This is a genomic window from Rossellomorea vietnamensis NBRC 101237, assembly GCF_001591825.1.
Classification (GTDB): Bacteria; Bacillota; Bacilli; order Bacillales; family Bacillaceae_B; genus Rossellomorea; species Rossellomorea vietnamensis.
This window is the reverse complement of sequence record NZ_BCVQ01000003.1, coordinates 174,547-193,639: the sequence shown is the minus strand read 5'-3', so window position 1 is coordinate 193,639 and position 19,093 is coordinate 174,547. Positions and strand designations below refer to the sequence as shown.

Below are 19,093 nucleotides of genomic sequence, written 5' to 3'. Positions count from 1 at the left end.
GCTACCATAAATAGCAACAAAGGTTACGCAAAAAGTTTTTCTAATTTACGAACTTCCAACTTGTGTAAAATAAAACAAAAGTTTAGAATATTAACAAAAGTTACTTTTCTTTATAGGGGTGGGAGAAAGTGAACGAGAAAGAAAAGCTATTATTGTCATTCATAGAAGAAAATCCGTTTATGACACAGCAGGAATTATCTGAGCGAAGTGGGATTTCGCGATCGGCTGTTGCCGGTTATATTTCCAATCTGGTCAGACAGGGGAAGATTTTAGGTCGTGCGTATGTGATACCAAAGAGGAACGGGATCACCTGCATAGGGGGAGCCAATATCGACCGGAAGATGCAGCTGCTGGGTGAGATGATCCCTGAGACATCCAATCCTGCGACAACGGAACAGACGAGTGGGGGTGTCGCGAGAAATGTTGCTGAGAATCTTGGGAGACTCGGGAAGTCTACCAATCTCATTACTGTTGTGGGGGAGGACACAGAAGGCAGCTGGCTCATGGAACAGACGAAAACCTTTGCTGATGTGTCCGGGTCCCAAAGGCTTGTAAATGAAAGCACAGGAGCTTATTCTGCCGTATTGGATGAAAAGGGTGAACTGTTATTTGCCTTGGCTGATATGAACATTTATGAAAGCGTTGACATTGGTTTTATAGAAAGGCGTTGGGGCTTGATTGCCTCTTCAGAAATGGTGCTGCTCGATACCAATTTTCCGGAAGAGGTGTTGAAGTACATCATCAGAAGGTGTCAATCGGAAGGGGTTCCCTTGGCGGTGATCCCTGTCTCGGCTCCAAAGGTGAAGAAACTCCCTCCTTCATTGGAAGGGGTGTCATGGTTCATTTGCAATAAAGGCGAAGCAGAGATGTATCTGGATATGAAGATTGAAACCGAGGGGGATTATTTTAAAGCGGCGAAGGATCTAACAATGAGGGGCGCCGAGCGTGCTGTCATTACCCGTGGGGATCAGGGGCTTATTTATTACACTACATACAAGGAGGCAACGGCCATCCTGCCTCCAAAGGTTGAGGTGCAGGATGTGACCGGGGCGGGGGATGCCCTCGTAGCCGGCATATTATTTGGCTATTTAAAGGGATCTGATACGGACGGGGCGTGCAGGATCGGTGTGATTTGTTCGTCGATCACCCTTCAGTCGAGGCATACGGTGGCACCGACTCTTAACGAAAGCAAGCTTCAACAGGAATTCAGTCTCTATTATTAAGGGGGAAATGGTTGTGAATATCCATTCATATGTAGAATACTCAGAGGAAGTCAAAGAAGCAAAAAGAAAGGGCATGGCGATCGTCGCATTGGAGTCAACGATCATCTCTCACGGCATGCCATATCCGCAAAATGTGAAGACGGCAAGGGAAGTTGAAGATATCATTCGATCCAAAGGCGCGGTACCGGCCACAATCGCGATTTTGAATGGAAGGATTAAAATCGGATTATCCCAGGAGGAGCTTGAATATTTAGGGCAGGCAACAGACGTGATCAAGGCGAGCCGGCGTGATATCCCTTATATCCTCGCCTCCGGTAAAGACGGGGCGACGACGGTAGCGGCAACGATGATTTGTGCAGAGCTTGCCCATATCCCGGTATTTGTGACGGGTGGGATCGGTGGGGTGCACAGGAACGCGGAAGTGACGATGGATATTTCGGCGGATCTTGAGGAACTCGCCGTATCGAACGTGGCTGTCGTATGTGCCGGAGCCAAGTCCATATTGGATATCGGCCTCACCCTCGAATACCTGGAAACAAAGGGAGTACCCGTTTTAGGATACAGAACCGACTCACTGCCGGCGTTTTATACAAGAAGCAGCCCTTATTCCGTGAATTATAAGGTGGAAACACCAGAGGAGACTGCAGGCATATTGAAAGCGAAATGGGAACTTGGTCTGAAGGGCGGAGTGGTAGTGGCCAATCCGATTCCGGAAGCGGATGCCATGGATGAGCAGGAGATGGATCATATCATTGAAACAGCGTTAAAAGAAGCGGATTCAGAAGGGATCAAAGGCAAGGAAGCCACCCCCTTCCTGCTCGGGAAGGTGAAGGAGCTGACGGATGGCAGGAGCCTGACGGCGAATATCGCCCTCGTGAAGCATAATGCTCAAATCGGGGCGGACATTGCCGTTCGGTATGCCGAACTTGTGCAGGTCGAAGCAATTTAATTTTAGATGACAGGAATGAGCCCGGGCAGAAAGGTGGTGCCCGGGTTTTTGGTGTGAATTGACATTCGCCGTTTATATGTTGGGAAAGGTAGGGTAAAATGGGGGTAATAACGTTACGATAAAGGAAGGTACTATGGCTCAAATGCACCCTAAACATGCATTGAATGTAGATTCAATTCCAGCCCCGGCAGCAATAATCGATGTGACACAACCATCTTTTATAGAACAAAATGAAGAATGGAGCGGGATCACACTGAAGGAAGACAATCTCCTCCTGAAAATTCTGGAGGATGACGATTATGCCATTCGCTTGCATCATCAATATTACGGATTTAAGAGGAAACGGATGGATGAGTCCAAAGAATTAGTCATGATGATCCCTGTGGAGTCCGGCGTTTCACGTGATTATTCCAATCATTCCCATTCGGCGATTTATGAAGCCCTTATTCACAATACCCCAACATGTGTTTGTATCATTGATAAAAACGGAAACGTGATGGAAATGAATCAGTCTTTCCAGGAGCTGTTTCAGATTTCGGATGCCATTCTGGGGGAGTCGCTCTGTCAGCAGCCCCCACTGCAGAATGGAGCCTTCCATGCCATTGTGAAAGATGGCTTGAAAGGCTTGAATACGACAGGGGAAGAAGTGACTTTCCAAATGGGTACGCACCGGAAGATCACCTGCAATATCACCATTTCCCCAGCCAATTATAAGAGTGACGGAACGGTGGATAGTGTGGGGATCATCCTCCATGACATCACAGAAAAGAAAAAGTATGAAAATGAATTGATGTCCTTAAAGGTGGAGCTTGAAAATACCCTCCGCCTTCAAAAGACGATCACGTACAAGATAAAGAAAAGCGATCAGGATTTTGTCATAGAAATGGCAGCGGGGGAGCTATTGAATAAGCTGAACCTGACTCCTTCGAAAGTGATCGGGAAAACGATTCAGGAAGTGTTCGATTCCCATCATCTGGGGAAGATCCAACCAAAGTTAAAGCGGATATGGGAAACGGGAGAAGAGCTGACCTATGAAGACGAATACAAGGAATTGGAGTATTTGGCTTCCATCGTCCCGGTCGTTCAAAAAGGTGCCGTAGTGGAAATCATCGTGTCCATATCAGACATTTCCCTGATCAAGGACATCCAGAGAAAACTGATCGAAAGCGAACAGAAATATAAATCAATCGTAAAATACAGCCCCGACAATATTTATATGGTCGATACTAACGGCATCATACAAGAAGTGAATCCAGCGGTGAAAACCCAGTGGAACCACATTTCTCCCCATATGATCGGAAGCCACTTCAGTGCGTTCATAGCAGAGGGAAGCAAGGAAACGGCCATCAAGAAATTTGAAATCGCCCTTAAAGGAGAAGCGTCAAGATTCGTGACCACCTTCGAAAATGGAGAAGGTGGCAAAAGCCATGTGGCCGTCACCAATATCCCGATCCGTGTTAAGAATAAAGTGATCGGGATCTACGGATTTGGACAGGACATCACGGAAAAACTGCAGATGGAAGAAGAACTGAAAGAAGCGAAAGAGCTGCTTGAAGCCTATTTCGAGCATGCAGGGGACGGGATCGCCCTTCTGGATCCGGAAGGAAAGGTCTTAAAAGTGAATCAACAGTTTGAATCGATGTTCGGGTGGACGAAGGATGAAATCACAGGAAGGGAAATCACCTTCCTCCATCAGGACGATCAGGTCGGTCAGTTCAAGCAAAACCTGGCTACGGTCATGGCCGGGAAACGCATCAAAGACTATGAAACCGTCCGGTACCGGAGAGACGGCTCACCGGTCGAGATTGCATTTAATATGAATCCGATCTTGAATGATGGAGGGCGTTTGATCGGTATTTCTGCCATCATCCGTGACTTATCCGAGAAGAAGCTTAACGAAGACCTGCTGAAGAAGTCAGAGCAGCTCGCGATGATCGGTCAGCTTGCAGCGGGCGTGGCTCACGAAATCAGGAATCCCCTGACGACTCTGAAAGGATTCCTCCAGCTCATGAAGGAAAATGCCGAGGATGACTTTTATCTAGGTGTCATACAGGGGGAACTGGACCGGATCGAAATCATCACGAATGAGTTTCTGGCACTGGCTAAACCGAGGGCGGTCAAGTTTTCCCTGACCTCCCTGACAACCCTTCTCACAAGTTCCGTTGAATTCATCAAGATGGAATGCCTGAAGCAGGGGGTCGATGTGAGGTTCTCTGTGGAAGAGGCTGAAATCTACTGTGATTCCCATCAAATGAAACAAGTCATCTTGAATGTGATGAAAAATGCCTTGGAAGCCATGCCTGCAGGCGGCCTCCTCAATGTTCAGCTGGAAAAGGTGGATGGTCATGGGAAGATCTCGATTCAGGACAACGGGAGCGGGATCCCTCCTGAGCGTATGAAGCATCTTGGGGAACCATTTTACAGCACGAAAGAAAAAGGGACCGGGCTCGGACTGATGATTTGTCAAAAGATCATCAAGGAGCATCACGGTTCACTATCGATTCAAAGCAACATCAGCGAAGGGACCACCGTCACGATCCTTCTGCCGATCGCCGACGATCATTAGAAAAATACTCCACGATAAGAGAAGAATCTTGTCGTGGAGTATTTTTTGTTTACACGGGTATTGTCGATTTTCAAACGGAAATAATCCGACAAATAGTGAAAAAGACGCTGGATGGGAGGGGGTGATAACACTGATATTTCCCAGGAAATAGCGTCTTCTACAAATTTCTTCAAGGTGGTTTTCTTTCAAGGAACTTGTCACCTGATGGCGAGAGCACACCGGCAAGTTTCAACATCCTGGAAATAGGATAAATGAATGGAAAGAGGTGAAGAGAAATGAAGACGAACGTCTTTATAAGCGGTGGAGGCATTGGAGGCCTGACACTCGGGTTGAAACTCGCCCGGTGTAACATCGATGTCACCGTCGTAGAGCGGTTGCCTGGACCGGGTTCCGTCTACAAGGGTGAGCTACTCCAACCGAAGAGCCTGGAAATATTCGATTCCCTGGGAGTCATAGACGATGTATTCCAAAACGGGCACAGCATTTCCGATTTGGAACTGATTGAATTGAAACGGGCAAAATCGAAGGCTGAACATTCTACCATGAGCTATTCCATCCTTCCGACCCCGTACCCATTTTCCCTCATGATCCATCATGAAACCCTAAAGGACATCCTGCGACAAAAAGGGGAAGAGTATCCATCCTTCCATTATCGTGCGAATACCGTCTGTAAAAAGATAAATGGTCATACCGTCACCGTCGAGGACCGGGAGACGAAGGCAGAAACGGAGATTCATAGTGACTTCATCATCGGTGCAGAGGGGAGGAGCTCAGTCACCCGTGACTATATGGAAGTGGATGTGAAGGAGAAAAAGTATAATCATCATTTCCTCACGGTCACATTCCCAAGGCCCAAGGAAATGGTGAAGGGGCGCATCATTTCTACATATCAATCATTTTTAGGATTATTTCCACTTCCGGACGATGAAGTGAGGTCGGTTTATCTTATCCCGGCAGGTGAGTACAAAACACTACGGAAAAAGCCAATTTCAGAGTTTCATAAACTCTATATCGAAATGTGCCCGGATCTTGACGGGTATGTGAACCAGATAGAGGATTGGAAGAAAATCCAGCTTATGGTCCCGTTGAAATATCATGCAGAGACCTATGTGAAGAATCATTTCGCCCTTATCGGAGACGCGGTCCATACGGTCCATCCCATGGCCGGGGAAGGGATGAATATGGCGATCCAGGATGGCAGCATCCTCGGCGAGCTATTATGTGACATGTATAAAGAGGGAAAATTGGATCCAGCCAATTTGGAATGGTATCCAAAGGTGAGAAAAAAGAGGGTCGCCCACCAAATGCACCTCAGTCACTTATCGGCCCTCGTCTATTCCTATCCTTACCGACCCGTCGGCTGGCTCCGGAACAAAAGCCTGCAGAGGATGGAAAGGGATTCGATTTCCCATTACAAACAGATGCTGAACATCTCAGGCCTCGGCATGTGGAGGGAAACCCTATATGACCGGATGATCCAGGGGGGCGTGCTCCCGATCAGACATGATTCATTAACAGACGAAGAAAAATCAACGACTGCATTTACAGAAAATCAGGACTATCCCTGGAAAGGAAAGGAGGCACTACAATGATTGGAGAAATGGTGAAGGTATGGCGGGCACGTACCTGGATGAAAAAGAATGTCCCTTTCCTATACAGCTGGCACGCCTATGTGGGCTATGAAATGGACCTGTTCGATCAATTTACAAAGCCCGCTTCCATTCAGGAAGTGGCGCTCTCACAAAATATCGAAATGGATCTCCTTGAACAATGGGTGGAGGTGGGAATCACCATCAAGCATCTGAAACGGGTGGAGGATGAGAAAGTCACGACAAGAAACAGATGGAAGCTGCCGACTTCCAAAAAAGATCCCCACTCATCAGGGATTCTGCTGAAAGAAATGATGGAGCTGCATATCCCGGCCTTGTTGTCGTATCCTCAACTACTTCGGAATCAGACGAAACAGCACTTCAATTCGGATGTCCACGGCTCCACCGTAGCGAAAACGTCGATTCTACTGGAGCGATTCGCTTTTCCAAAGGTGCAGAAGGCGATTAAAAAATACAATGTGGACTCCATTCTGGACTTGGGATGCGGTGAAGGAGGATATGTGAAGAGGATTGGGGAGCGTTATCCCGATAAGAAAATGGTAGGGATCGAGATCCATGAAGCCGTCGCCAAAGCAGCGGAACAATCTCTGCAAGACTTTGAAAATATCGATATCCACTGTGGGGACCTTCATGAATATGAGCCCGAACAGCCCTTCGATATGATTATGGCCAATAATCTTTTTCATTATATCGACCCATCCGAACGTCTGCAATTCTTTGAAAAAGCATCTGCGTGGCTCGGGTCCGAAGGCTTGTTCTTCGTCCTGACACCGATGCAGAAATCCAAGCACGGAAAGCAATTCTCCAGTGCCTTCAACAGCTTCTTCATGACATTCCAGAACCTGTACCCGATTCCTTCACAGAAGGAAATGGAGACACTGGCCGGTAAAACCCATTTTAAAGTCGAGTCCGTCGAACCGATCGTGAAAGAGGGCGGATGGTACGCGATGACTTTCAGGAAAGACGGATCCTTGTGAGAAGGGATCCGTTTTTTGTTTGGGTTCTGCTTTCATTCAGCTGCTGAATAATGGATGAAAATCAGCAGCTGAATAACGCTCGAGCTTCACCTGTCAAAATTCTAAAGAAATTCAGCAGCTGAACCCCCATCGTCACACATTCCCCATAATTATTTTCAAGAAACAGGGTAATCACCCGTCCTTTTAGGGTAAAAATAGAAAAGTAGATCATGAATGTGGAGGAGAGCCGATTGAGTAAACATGAAAGATTCGACTGTATCGGAATCGGGATCGGGCCGTACAATTTGAGTTTGGCTGCCCTGATGGAGGAAAGGACCGATCTGAAGGTGAAGTTCTTCGATCAGACCCCGGAGTTTCAATGGCATCCAGGAATGCTGATCAACCTGACAGATTTGCAGGTGCCGTTCATCGCGGACCTGGTGACGTTTGCGAATCCACAGAGCCGGTACAGTTATTTGAATTATTTACATACCCATAATCGTTTATATAAATTTTTCTTTTTTCAAAAGTTTGAAATGCCGCGTCAGGAATACAATGAGTACGCCCGCTGGGTCTCGGGTCAACTGAGCTCATGTCAATTTCACAGTGAAGTGATCGGGGTGACGGATGTTGGCGACTGTTATAAAGTGGTGGTCGATAACCGGCTGGAAGACGAGCGTGAGGTTTATTATGCGAAGCATATTGTGATGGGAACGGGAAGCAAGCCTCTTATTCTAGAAGGAATGGAAGGGTTGCCGGATGAGGACGTCCATCACACGAGTAAGTATCTGTTCCATAAAAAAACGACGATGGAAGGGGCCTCCATCACGATAGTGGGATCCGGTCAAAGTGCAGCCGAGGTATTCTTTGATTTATTGAAGGAGCAGGAAAATCATTCGTATCAGCTCTCGTGGCTGACCCGTTCCGAAGGGATCCTGCAGCTTGAATCGTCAAAGCTCGGGCAGGAATTCTTCGCACCTGACTATGTGGATTATTTCCATGGACTCTCGTATGAAAAGCGGATGGATGCCCTGAAAACCCTCGATCAGCTTAGGAACGGGATCGATCCGGACACCCTGAACAATATTTATAACATTCTCTATAACCACTCAGTCAGAGACCAGTCAACCCGCACGACCATCCAGCCCCTGACGGAAGTGAACGAGGTCCGGGATGAAGGGGATGGTTACGTCTTGAGCTGCCGCCAATGGCAGGAAAATCGCGAATTCACGTATCAAAGCGATAAAGTGATTTTAGCGACAGGGTACAAGCCAAATATTCCTGAATGGTTTTTTGAGGAGTTCGAAGACAAAATCCTGTGGGAAGATGATAAGAAATTCAAAGTCTCCCGGAACTATCAGCTTCAATTTAAAGAAAAGCCGGATCGCGAACATCATTTTTACACCGTGACGAATCTGGAGCACTCCCACGGGGCCGGGGCGACGAATCTTGGATTGGCCGTCGACCGGAATATCCATATCATCAACGACATCATGGGGAAAGAAGTGTATGAAGTACAAAGGAATACGATCTTCTCCCAATTCACGATGGGTAATGATGGGTTTTAATCTATGTGTGCCGGGTAAAGTATAAGTGTGATAAGAAATCAAACAATAATAGGAGTGTTATATTTTATGGCTAAGATCGCAACATTAATTACAGACATGTTTGAAGACGTAGAATTTACAGATCCTGAAAAAGCGTTTAAAGAAGCAGGCCACGATGTCGTGACGATTGAGAAGGAAAAAGGAAAATCAGTCAAAGGCAAACAGGGTGATGCAACGGTGAAGATCGATGAAAGCATCGATGACGTCAATCCTGCAGACTTTGATGCCTTACTATTACCAGGCGGATTTTCACCGGATCAGCTCCGAGCAGATGACCGTTTCGTGACATTCACCAAGCATTTCATGGATGAGAAAAAGCCGGTATTCGCGATTTGCCACGGACCACAATTACTCATTACGGCAAAAGCACTGGAAGGACGAAAAGCAACGGGCTTCAAGTCCATCAAAGTGGATATGGAATATGCAGGTGTGACATACGAAGATAAAGAAGTCGTCGTGTGCGGCAATCAGCTTGTAACCAGCAGGACACCGGATGATATCCCGGCGTTCAACCGTGAATCATTGGCGCTTCTTTCTAAATAAGACAAGTAAATGAAAGGGGACATTCCCCAAGGTATTTAGTACCTTTGTGGGAATGTCCCCTTTTTAAGTGATTGTTCACGCTTTTCTTCTAAGGTTACCCATTTCTTCAATGATGGCATTCATCTCGCTCGGGCTGAAATGATCCTTGCGATTCACCATGACATAAAGGTCGTGGAGATCTTCGTACATTTCTTCATTGAAATCTTCAGGCTTGACGGCACCTGCATTGACCATTCTCAATTTTTCTTTAATCGCTGTGACCATGAATTCGATGTTTTCTGCTGTGTTCTGTGATAAATCCATCTACGAATCGTCCTTTCTGACGTGCAGTGTAGTACATTTATCTTTCCATGATTCCTTCATCCTGTCAATAAGGCATGGATAGAAGAGGATTTTTTTCAGAGAATGTTTTACACTATAAAGGAATGGGAAATGTGTAGATAAGCTAATAAACGAGAATGCTGCCAGAAAGTATATGATCTAGTGGAATCCGGCTGCAGCCGATTACTGAATATAAAAAAGACAATCATTTGAAGGAGGGTAATACATATGGGTAGGAATAAGTTTTACAAAGGGGTCATGCTTGGTGCTGTTGCAGGGGGGCTTCTGTCTCTACTGGACAGGTCGACACGTCAGGAAGTGGGCTCCACTTTAAAGAACAGTGGACAGTACATCTCCACTTACTCAAGAAATCCTCAGAGATTGCTTGAGACATCGAAGGAAGTGTATGAGAAACTTCGCATGACGGCCGATCAGGTCTCGAGGGACATTCACTTCATCAGTGAAAAGGTAGATGAAATCAAAGGGATGACCCCTCAGGTGAAAGAAATCATCGAGGAGACGAAAGAAACCTTTGAAGACTCCTCAGAAGCATATAAAGATACATTTTCAGGTCATGAACCATCGAATGAACTAACTGCTCAGGATGAAGAGAGCCAGCCGATTGCTTCTTCATTTAAGGGGTATTAACGAAATGAGGTGAAAGCATGTCGGATGAGACGGTCAAAGGAGAATGGAAAGGATTTTCGAAAAGTCTTTTTGCCAATATCAGTGCGAATGACGTAACGGGCCTTGCTGCGCAAATTGCCTATTACTTTCTTTTATCGCTCTTCCCACTGCTGATATTTATTGTCACCCTTCTTCCGTATCTTCCCTTTGAACAGGGGGATATCCTTGGATTGGTAAGGGACTTTGCGCCGGGTGAAACGATGTCAATGATCGAGGAAACGTTGCAGGACGTCATGTCCAACCGCAATTCCGGTTTACTGTCCGTCAGTATCATTGCCACGATCTGGTCGGCATCCAATGGGATGAATGCCATTGTGAAGAGCTTGAACCGGGCATATGATGTCGAGGAAACCAGATCATTCATTGCCACGCGCCTGATGTCCATTCTGTTGACATTCGCCATGATCCTGGTATTTGTCATCGCTCTCCTGCTTCCGGTATTCGGAAAGCAGATTGGTCTATTCCTCTTTTCTCAATTTGGATTTTCAGATCAATTCTTAACGATATGGAACGGGATACGCTGGGCCATCACTCCCATCATCCTCTTTATCATTTTCGTCGGATTGTATTATTTCGCTCCAAGTAAACGGATCAAATGTTTAAGTGCGTTTCCGGGAGCAATCTTTGCGACGCTTGGATGGGTACTTGCGTCCTTGGCCTTTTCGTATTATGTGGGAAGCTATGGGAATTATTCCGCCACATACGGCAGCATCGGTGGTATCATCGTACTCATGATCTGGTTCTACTTAACGGGAATCATCATCATGATCGGTGGAGAAATCAATGCACTCGTCACGATTAAAGACAAAGATTCGTGTTAAAATAGGGGACATCATCCCCCGACATAGGAAAGGTTGAAGTAGGGGAAGATTCTATTAAACATTCGTGTTTAAGGGGTCTTCTTTTTTTATGTGATAGAGAAAGCGAGGTGGGGAAAATGTTAATTGCCGCAATGGTCGAACGGCTCGGCATCATCGTGACGATTGCCTTTGTGATGACGAGGATCAGCTTCTTTCGGCATCTGATTGAAAAACGCACCCACGTGAAGAAAACCCAGACGCTCCTCCTGGTCCTGCTGTTTGGTTTCTTCGGGATCGTTGGTACATATACAGGATTGATCGTGAATCCGTTTCAGGAAGAATATACAAAATGGCAGTGGCATCTTCAACAGAATGAAGCGATTGCGAACTCGCGGGTAATCGGTGTTGTGGTGGCAGGTCTTCTCGGTGGTCCCTGGATCGGTCTCGGGGCCGGACTGGTGGCGGGAGTCCACCGGTATTTCCTTGGTGGATTCACCGCGTTCTCATGCGGGATCTCGACGGTGCTTGCAGGTCTGTTGGCAGGATGGATCGGCAAGCGGGAAAAGAAAAACAGGCTCGTTTCTCCGCAAAAGGCGTTCTTTGTCGGCTTTATTGCAGAGGGGATGCAGATGCTTCTCATCCTGTTATTGTCGAAACCATTTGACGATGCTTACCTGCTCGTGTCTGATATCGGCTGGCCGATGATTCTCGCCAATGGCGTCGGGACCGGGATTTTCCTGCTTATCATCAAGAGTGTATTTCAAGAAGAGGAACGGATGGGGGCTGCTCAGTCACAGAAAGCACTACGCCTGGCAGACAGTACGGTTCAATACATGCGAAAAGGATTGAATGCATCATCAGCCAGGGCAACATGTGAAATCCTTATGAGGGATGTCAATGCCTTGGCCGTTTCCATCACGAATACATCCCACATCCTCGCTCATGTCGGACTTGCATCTGATCATCACCATGAAGGGCGGCCGATCCAAACGGAAGCGACGAAGCGGGTCATCGAAACCGGTGAGCTCATGAAGGTGGGGCGGGAGGATATCCAGTGTGACCGGAGCGGGTGTCCACTAGGAGCGGCCATCATGGCCCCGCTTTTAAAAGGGGATGACATCGTTGGGACCCTTAAATTCTATTTTCATTCCGAAAAGGAAATTTCACCGATATTGATGGAGCTGACAAAAGGGATTGCGACACTTCTCAGCCATCAGCTGGAGCTTGCTGAAATCGATACCCATAAGGAGCTGGCGAAGGAGTCCGAAGTAAAGGCACTCCAGGCTCAGATCAATCCTCATTTTCTGTTCAATACGATCAATGTCATTGTGTCATTGACCCGGATCAATCCCGATAAGGCCAGGACACTGCTCATTTCCCTTTCCCAATTCGTCCGCCAGAATCTGACGGGGAGCACGAAATCAACGTCCACTCTCAAAGAAGAAGGACAGCATGTGAAAGCATACCTGGCCATTGAAGAAGCACGATTCTTTGACCGGCTGAAGGTTGAGTATCAGATCGATGAAGATGCCTTACAGGCGAAAGTCCCATCCATCACCCTTCAGCCCCTGGTGGAAAATGCGATCAAGCATGGGATGAAACATGTAGAAGAAGGGTTTGTGTTAACGATCTCGATAAGGAAAGAAGGAGAGAAAGTGACCGTCGGCGTGACGGATAATGGGTGTGGCATCGCAGAAGACAGACTGAGTAAGCTATTATCGGAGCCCGTTGAATCAGAGGCAGGCACAGGGATCGGCCTATACAATGTGAACAAACGTCTGGAAATGATGATGGGAAAAGAAGCAGGGCTGAAGATCTCATCGGCAAAGGAAAGCGGGACCACCGTTGCCTTTACGTTAAGGAGTGAAAAGGAATGAAAATCGCAATCATCGATGATGAACCATACAGCCGTGAGGAAATGAAGCATCTCCTCGGCAGTTATCCCTGGGCAGAGGTGGTCGGGGAAGCAAGCTCAGCCGAAAAGGGCCTCGAAATCATACTGACGAAAGAGCCTGACGTCCTGTTCCTGGACATCGAGATGCCCGGCATGAGCGGAGTGGATCTCGCCGAGGCCCTTCAAAACATGAAGCATAAGCCGGAAATCGTCTTCGCCACGGCCTACCCTGACTATGCCCTTAAAGCGTTCCGGGTCGAGGCTGTCGATTATCTGCTGAAGCCTTTTGAAGAGGATCAGCTTGCCCAAACGATGGAGAGACTGAAGTCTTTAGTGAAGGTCGAACCTCGTGAAAATCCATCCCTCGGGAAACTGGCCGTCCATGATGAGGACAAGATTGTATTCGTCAAGCCGGAGGATATTCTCTACATTTTCAGGGAAGAGCGGGAAACGTTCATCTGTACGAAAAAAAAGAAATACACGTGCAGGCTGCCAATCAAGGAATTGGAAGCGAAACTCATCACCTACCCGTTCTTCCGTGTCCACAAAAGCTATCTCGTTCAGCTGCCCTTTGTGGAAGAGCTGATTCCATGGGGGAGCGGCGTATACCAGCTGAAAGTTCATGGGGCCGATGAGGCGATTCCGGTGAGCCGGAATTATGTGAAGGAGTTGCGGGAGAGGTTGGAGTTGTAGTTTGAGTTTGTGTGTAGTGTGGGTGTACCTGGTACAATCGGTGGGATTTGTACCAGGTACAAAATGGTTGATAGGTGCCAGGTACAAATAGAGCATTCGGTGCCAGGCACCCATCAATTTCACCATGCACAATAATCCCCTTCCAGAACATCTCAACCCCAATTTTCGACATCTTAAACAGAATGTGACGAAAATGTGAATGTGCTTGCTATAATGAAAGCGTATTCATAACTGAACGAAAGGGGATCATATACATGGTCACATTCCTGGTCTCGATTGTTGTCTTAATTATTGGTTACTTCACATATGGAAAATTGATTGAAAAGATTTTTGGTATTAATGAAACACGTTCGACCCCTGCTTATGCAAAGGCAGACGGAGTCGACTACGTCCCAATGGACACGAAGCGTAACTCCATGATCCAGCTGTTGAATATCGCTGGTGTCGGCCCGATCTTCGGTCCGATCATGGGAGCATTATACGGACCGGTCGCTTTCCTTTGGATCGTACTCGGGGCGATTTTTGCCGGAGCAGTCCATGATTACTTGACGGGGATGATTTCAATCCGTAACGGAGGGGCTCATTTACCGGAGCTTGCAGGACGTTTCCTTGGTAAAACGATGAAGCATGTGGTGAACGCATTCTCGATTCTGTTACTTGTATTGGTAGGGACGGTGTTCGTTACGGCACCTGCAGCCCTGATTGCGAATCTGACGCCGGCATGGATTTCACTTGGTGTCATCATTGCAGCGATCTTCATTTACTATATTGTCGCAACATTACTTCCGATCGATAAAATCATCGGTAAAGTGTATCCGCTGTTCGGAGCACTGCTTTTAATCAGTGCAGTAGGAATCGGAGCAGGATTGGTGATTACGGGAGCGGATATTCCTGAAGTATCCCTGAAGAATATGCATCCTGATTCTGTCGCTATTTTTCCTTTACTATTCTTGACGATTTCGTGTGGGGCCCTTTCAGGCTTCCACGCAACACAGTCACCGATCATCTCAAGAACGACTCAAAACGAGAAGAACGGACGCAAGATTTTCTACGGTATGATGATTTTAGAAGCTATCATCGCGATGATCTGGGCAGCAGCAGCCATGAGCCTGTTCGAGCCTGGTGAACTGAATGCGATCTTGAAAGACGGAGGACCTGCGGCAGTCGTGAGTGAAGTGTCTGTTCTCATGCTTGGTTCCATCGGCGGAACGCTTGCCATCCTTGGAGTCATCGTTCTACCGATCACTTCCGGTGATACATCATTCCGAAGTGCACGTATGATCATTGCCGATTACATCAAAGTCGGACAGGTGAAAATGTCCAGCCGCCTTTGGATTGCCGTTCCACTGTTCGTGATTTCAGTCGTACTGACACGTATGGACTTCAATCTCTTATGGAGATACTTCTCATGGGCAAACCAATCGACGGCGATGATTGCCCTTTGGGTAGGCGCCATGTACCTGGCACTGCAAAAGAAACCACACTGGGTCGCAACGATCCCGGCCATCTTTATGACGATGGTAACGTTCACGTATATCCTGAACGCTCCAATCGGATTCGGTCTTTCCATGGGCACAGCCTATATGGGAGCTGCAGTCATAACGATTGTGTCCATCCTTGCCTTTATCTACACATTGCGAAAGCGCTTAAACGATGGCAGCGTCATACAGGTCGACGAAGACGTGCCGCAGCCAGCAGCGTAAATGGAGAGTTTTCCGGTTATTACCGGGAAACTCTTTTCTTTTTTTGTACAAAATAATAAGGATTCACAAACTATGTCTTAGGAGTGATTCAGGATGACAAAGAAAACGAAAAAAGACGGCGGTACAAAGCAAAATCAAAACGCGAAGCCGAAACACAAAACATCCGGTTCTGCAAACGGACAGAATGGATATCACTAGAAATATTTATCGCCAATCCTTCACGGGGTTGGCTTATTTTCTTTTTTAGGCAGATGTCTTTATTCGGTCGGATGTATTATAATGGAGGTAGTTTCAAAAATTTAGTAGTCTCAAAAAGGAGATCCCATTATGTCGAATACTAATGATCAACAAATACAGCCAGAAAAGAAAAAAATCAGCCTTCAAGAAGCGATGAAGCAACAACTTGCAAAGAAGAAAGAAGCACAGGCAGGCGGCAAGCAGGCAACAGGCGGCCTTGCATCCAACCAACGCATGCAAAGTCAGCAAACGAAGAAGCCAAGCAATACCCGCCGGAAGATGGGTAGCTAATTGGGGAGAGGAGCGCTCTTGTGGAGTGCTCTTTTTTTTGAAGCTGATTATGTGATTTTCATTTACTTTCTATCCCAACCATGCTACCATAATAAAAATTTCAAAAAAATGCCATGAAGAGAAGAGTAGATATCAAGACTTCTTTAAAGAGAGCTCCGGCAGCTGAAAAGGGGCAGGAAGGACGATATTGAATCAAGACTCTGAGCAGCGCATCGGAACCGGCAGCGGGGATGGTGTGACGGGAGCTCCCGTTACGGAGCTAGGGTATACGCCGATGGGCCGTACCCGAAAAGGCCAGTATGGTGACATACTGGTGAACTGGGGTGGCACCGCGATCAATAATCTCGCCCCCAAGACCAACGTCTTGGGGGTGGGATTTTTTTGTTGTACACAAATCGCGGGGAGGAATAGTGGATGAAAAAGTGGAAGGATCCTATGTTGCTTTTATCGGGTATCGGGATTTCGAGTATCGGGGGTTGGATTTACCTGATTGCCCTTAATTTGATTGTATTGGAAGAGTGGGGGTCGCCTGTGGCGGTGGTGATGTTATATGTGTTGAAGCCAGCTGCGGCGCTTATCACGAACGGGTGGGCCGGGAGTTTGATTGACCGGGTCAATAAGCGGAATCTGTTGGCGGCACTGGACTTTTTCAGGGCGGTATTGATTGCGGTGTTGCCATTCCTTGCGGCGGATTGGTGGATGTATGTTGTCGTGCTTTTCATCAATATGGGGAGTGCCGTCTTTTATCCGGCGTCGATGGCTTACATTACAACGTTGATTCCGAAGGGGAACAGGCAGCGGTTCAATGCTCTTCGGGGACTGGTCGGATCTGGGGCATTTCTGATCGGGCCCGGGGTGGCCGGGATATTATTCCTGATGGGCACACCGGATTTTGCCCTTTATATGAACGCTCTTGCCCTTTTGTTATCAGGTGTGATCACCCTGTTATTACCGAAACTTGAGGGGGATTCATTGAATGAAACAAGTACCCTTGAGTGGGAAATCATTAAGGAGGATTGGCGGGTGGTATGGGGTTTCAGCAAGAAAGCAGCGTATGTGATGATCCTGTACGTATTGTTTACGTGCATGCTCGTGATGACGGCCGCCATCGATTCCCTTGAAGCCGCTTTTTCTAAAGAGGTGCTGCATCTCTCCAATAGCACCTACGGATATCTTGTGAGCATTGCAGGGGGAGGATTTGTACTGGGATCTTTCCTGAATGCGGCGTTGTCTCAAAAACTTCATCATATGCACCTCATGGGTGTCGGCTCTGTCATCGTCTCCGTTGGGTATATCATATATGCATGTTCACATGACTTCTTGACGGTTGCGGTTGGATTCGCCCTTTTATCCTTTGCCCTGGCCTTTGCGACAACAGGGTTCGAGACTTTTTATCAAGAACATATCCCCGTTGAAATCATGGGGAGGGTAGGGAGTCTGTATGGATTGCTTGAAGGGGTTCTTGTCATCTTACTGACGGTTCTGATCGGAGTTGGGGCAGAAGGGGTGTCGGTTCGGGCTGCCGTCGTGGCAGGTTCGCTTGTCATGCTTGGGATGACCCTGGTTTTATGGGGAGCGCTGAGAAAGAATTCTTGGAAAAAACAGTTAAACTATAATTCAGAATGTTATAATAAATAAAAACGCACTCATGAAGGAGGTTCGCGGATGAAGATGACGGTGGATCAATATTGGGATAAATGGGAAGAGCTGATGAGTCGGGAAGAAGCGAGCTTTGAGAAGTGGGATGGGTTGGAGGATCTGTTGTTCATCGCCCAAAAAGAAGGGGATCTCTATAAGGAATTCTGCTGTCGTTTCGGAATCATGAGAACCGTCAACTATCTTGGGGAGTATGAGGAACTATTCGATCACTTCGAATGGTGCAACGGGTTCTTTTTAGATAATGAAGAGAACTTGGAGGATTGGGTGGAAAGCTTCCTCTGGATCTATAAATGGATGGCGGAGCATCTGGTGAAGATGCCGGGCATTGAAATGGAGCTCCTGGATGCATTTTTCAATGACTTTCAGGAAGCGTATGACCGCTACGGCTACAGTCTGCGTCCTTATTATCAGCATCAGCATAAACGGGCTTTGAAGACTGGCGAAGTGGAGGAGGCCCACTCCTATTATCATGAGTGGCTCGCCGCAGAACGGGATGCCCTGGCGGATTGTGAAGCGTGTGAATATCAGACACAGCTTGAGTATTTCTATTGCACCGGGGAAAAGGAGAAGGCGGCTCCCATCGAGAAGCTGTTATTATCCAAAGAAGTGTGCTGCGGGGAAATTCCACATCTTACGTACAGCAAGCTGCTCCTTCCTTATTATGAGGACGGCCGGTTGGAGGAAGCCGTACGTTACCAATCCGAGGGATACTTCTTCATTTACGACAAACCCCACTTTCTCATTGAGGCCTCTGAGCATATCCGGTTTCTTGCTTTAACGGAACCTCTTAGGGGCATCAAAGTATTGGAGCGCCACATCGAGTATGCCGACAGCGGGAAAGATCCGTATGGAATGTTCTATTTTTATATGAGTGCCATCGTCCTCCACCGGAAGCTCCTGGAAGCGGGGCATCGCCCGGGCTTTGCCGTGGATGTGATGAGTGAAGTGGCCGAGGAGATTGCAGGGGATTTTGATGAAAGGAATGGGAATGATTTCTTTGAGCGGGAAATGGAACGGTTTTATTCCCTCTAACAGATATTGACACCCTCATGGAATCTCTATATAATCATCTAAAATAACTGAAACATTGAAGAGGATCAGTAAAAGGATCTTGTCTTTTCAGAGAGGGAGCGGTTTGGTGAGAAGCTCCCATGGATGAACCTTTGAACCTGCCTCCTAGTTCTGTATCGAATGAAGATATCAGCGGTCCGAAACCGTTATCATGGAATGAGTGTAAAGCTTTGCTTTGAATCAGGGTGGTACCGCCAGAAATGGTCCCTGATGAGAAGCAGGGCTTTTTTTGTTCCCGTCGGGCGGTTCGCTGATATATGTGGGATTTCGCTGATAAAATGAA

The 19,093-nt window shown here is 47.2% G+C and carries 16 protein-coding genes and 2 other annotated features; of the genes, 15 read left to right on the top strand and 1 reads right to left on the bottom strand.

Annotated features, from left to right (window positions below; genetic code table 11):
* The first annotated feature begins 128 nt into the window (after positions 1–128).
* From BVI01S_RS03090 to BVI01S_RS03060, 7 genes are all read left to right on the top strand, one after another.
* Entirely contained in the window at positions 129–1,223 is a 1,095-nt protein-coding gene (locus BVI01S_RS03090) for a carbohydrate kinase (protein WP_061809191.1), read from the top strand.
* A 19-nt stretch (positions 1,224–1,242) separates the two neighbouring features.
* Positions 1,243–2,172 carry a pseudouridine-5'-phosphate glycosidase gene (locus tag BVI01S_RS03085; RefSeq protein ID WP_094075136.1) on the top strand — a complete coding sequence of 310 codons (930 nt, stop codon included), beginning with the start codon at positions 1,243–1,245 and terminating at the stop codon, positions 2,170–2,172.
* Between the two features lie 133 nt (positions 2,173–2,305).
* Positions 2,306–4,738 (top strand): PAS domain-containing protein, encoded by a 2,433-nt coding sequence (locus BVI01S_RS03080; RefSeq protein WP_061809190.1) that lies wholly within the window; start codon positions 2,306–2,308, stop codon positions 4,736–4,738.
* 275 nt (positions 4,739–5,013) lie between these two features.
* Positions 5,014–6,330, top strand: coding sequence for an FAD-dependent oxidoreductase (locus BVI01S_RS03075; RefSeq protein ID WP_061809189.1), 1,317 nt, complete (start codon positions 5,014–5,016; stop codon positions 6,328–6,330).
* The gene (locus BVI01S_RS03070; RefSeq protein WP_034761249.1) at positions 6,327–7,325 is read left to right on the top strand and encodes a class I SAM-dependent methyltransferase; all 999 of its coding nucleotides are present in this window, start codon (positions 6,327–6,329) and stop codon (positions 7,323–7,325) included. Before BVI01S_RS03075 ends, BVI01S_RS03070 begins: the two co-directional genes overlap by 4 nt.
* Before the next feature lie 230 nt (positions 7,326–7,555).
* Positions 7,556–8,872: a lysine N(6)-hydroxylase/L-ornithine N(5)-oxygenase family protein gene (locus tag BVI01S_RS03065; protein ID WP_244886846.1), complete on the top strand. Its 1,317-nt coding sequence runs from the start codon at positions 7,556–7,558 to the stop codon at positions 8,870–8,872.
* Positions 8,873–8,938: 66 nt separating this feature from the next.
* Positions 8,939–9,454, top strand: coding sequence for a type 1 glutamine amidotransferase domain-containing protein (locus BVI01S_RS03060; RefSeq protein ID WP_061809187.1), 516 nt, complete (start codon positions 8,939–8,941; stop codon positions 9,452–9,454).
* 75 nt (positions 9,455–9,529) lie between these two features.
* On the opposite strand, the gene BVI01S_RS03055 is transcribed toward BVI01S_RS03060, so the two are convergent.
* Positions 9,530–9,757: a DUF1128 domain-containing protein gene (locus tag BVI01S_RS03055; protein ID WP_061809186.1), complete on the bottom strand. Its 228-nt coding sequence runs from the start codon at positions 9,755–9,757 to the stop codon at positions 9,530–9,532.
* A 246-nt stretch (positions 9,758–10,003) separates the two neighbouring features.
* On the opposite strand from BVI01S_RS03055, the gene BVI01S_RS03050 reads away from it, so the two are divergent.
* From BVI01S_RS03050 to BVI01S_RS03010, 8 genes are all read left to right on the top strand, one after another.
* Entirely contained in the window at positions 10,004–10,423 is a 420-nt protein-coding gene (locus BVI01S_RS03050) for a hypothetical protein (RefSeq protein WP_061809185.1), read from the top strand.
* Between the two features lie 17 nt (positions 10,424–10,440).
* Positions 10,441–11,283, top strand: coding sequence for a YihY/virulence factor BrkB family protein (locus tag BVI01S_RS03045; protein WP_034761258.1), 843 nt, complete (start codon positions 10,441–10,443; stop codon positions 11,281–11,283).
* Between the two features lie 116 nt (positions 11,284–11,399).
* The gene (locus BVI01S_RS03040; protein WP_061809184.1) at positions 11,400–13,139 is read left to right on the top strand and encodes a sensor histidine kinase; all 1,740 of its coding nucleotides are present in this window, start codon (positions 11,400–11,402) and stop codon (positions 13,137–13,139) included.
* Positions 13,136–13,849, top strand: a complete 714-nt coding sequence (locus tag BVI01S_RS03035) for a LytR/AlgR family response regulator transcription factor (protein WP_034761264.1) — start codon at positions 13,136–13,138, stop codon at positions 13,847–13,849. The genes BVI01S_RS03040 and BVI01S_RS03035 overlap by 4 nt, the downstream gene beginning before the upstream one ends.
* A gap of 254 nt (positions 13,850–14,103) precedes the next feature.
* Entirely contained in the window at positions 14,104–15,552 is a 1,449-nt protein-coding gene (locus tag BVI01S_RS03030; protein WP_061809183.1) for a carbon starvation CstA family protein, read from the top strand.
* Between the two features lie 327 nt (positions 15,553–15,879).
* Positions 15,880–16,080 carry a hypothetical protein gene (locus BVI01S_RS03025; protein WP_034761269.1) on the top strand — a complete coding sequence of 67 codons (201 nt, stop codon included), beginning with the start codon at positions 15,880–15,882 and terminating at the stop codon, positions 16,078–16,080.
* A 104-nt stretch (positions 16,081–16,184) separates the two neighbouring features.
* Positions 16,185–16,435 (top strand) — a binding site (T-box leader).
* 59 nt (positions 16,436–16,494) lie between these two features.
* Positions 16,495–17,718: an MFS transporter gene (locus BVI01S_RS03015; RefSeq protein ID WP_061809181.1), complete on the top strand. Its 1,224-nt coding sequence runs from the start codon at positions 16,495–16,497 to the stop codon at positions 17,716–17,718.
* A gap of 27 nt (positions 17,719–17,745) precedes the next feature.
* Positions 17,746–18,771 carry a hypothetical protein gene (locus BVI01S_RS03010; RefSeq protein WP_034761273.1) on the top strand — a complete coding sequence of 342 codons (1,026 nt, stop codon included), beginning with the start codon at positions 17,746–17,748 and terminating at the stop codon, positions 18,769–18,771.
* A 46-nt stretch (positions 18,772–18,817) separates the two neighbouring features.
* Positions 18,818–19,022, top strand: a binding site (T-box leader).
* The last annotated feature ends 71 nt before the right edge of the window (positions 19,023–19,093 follow it).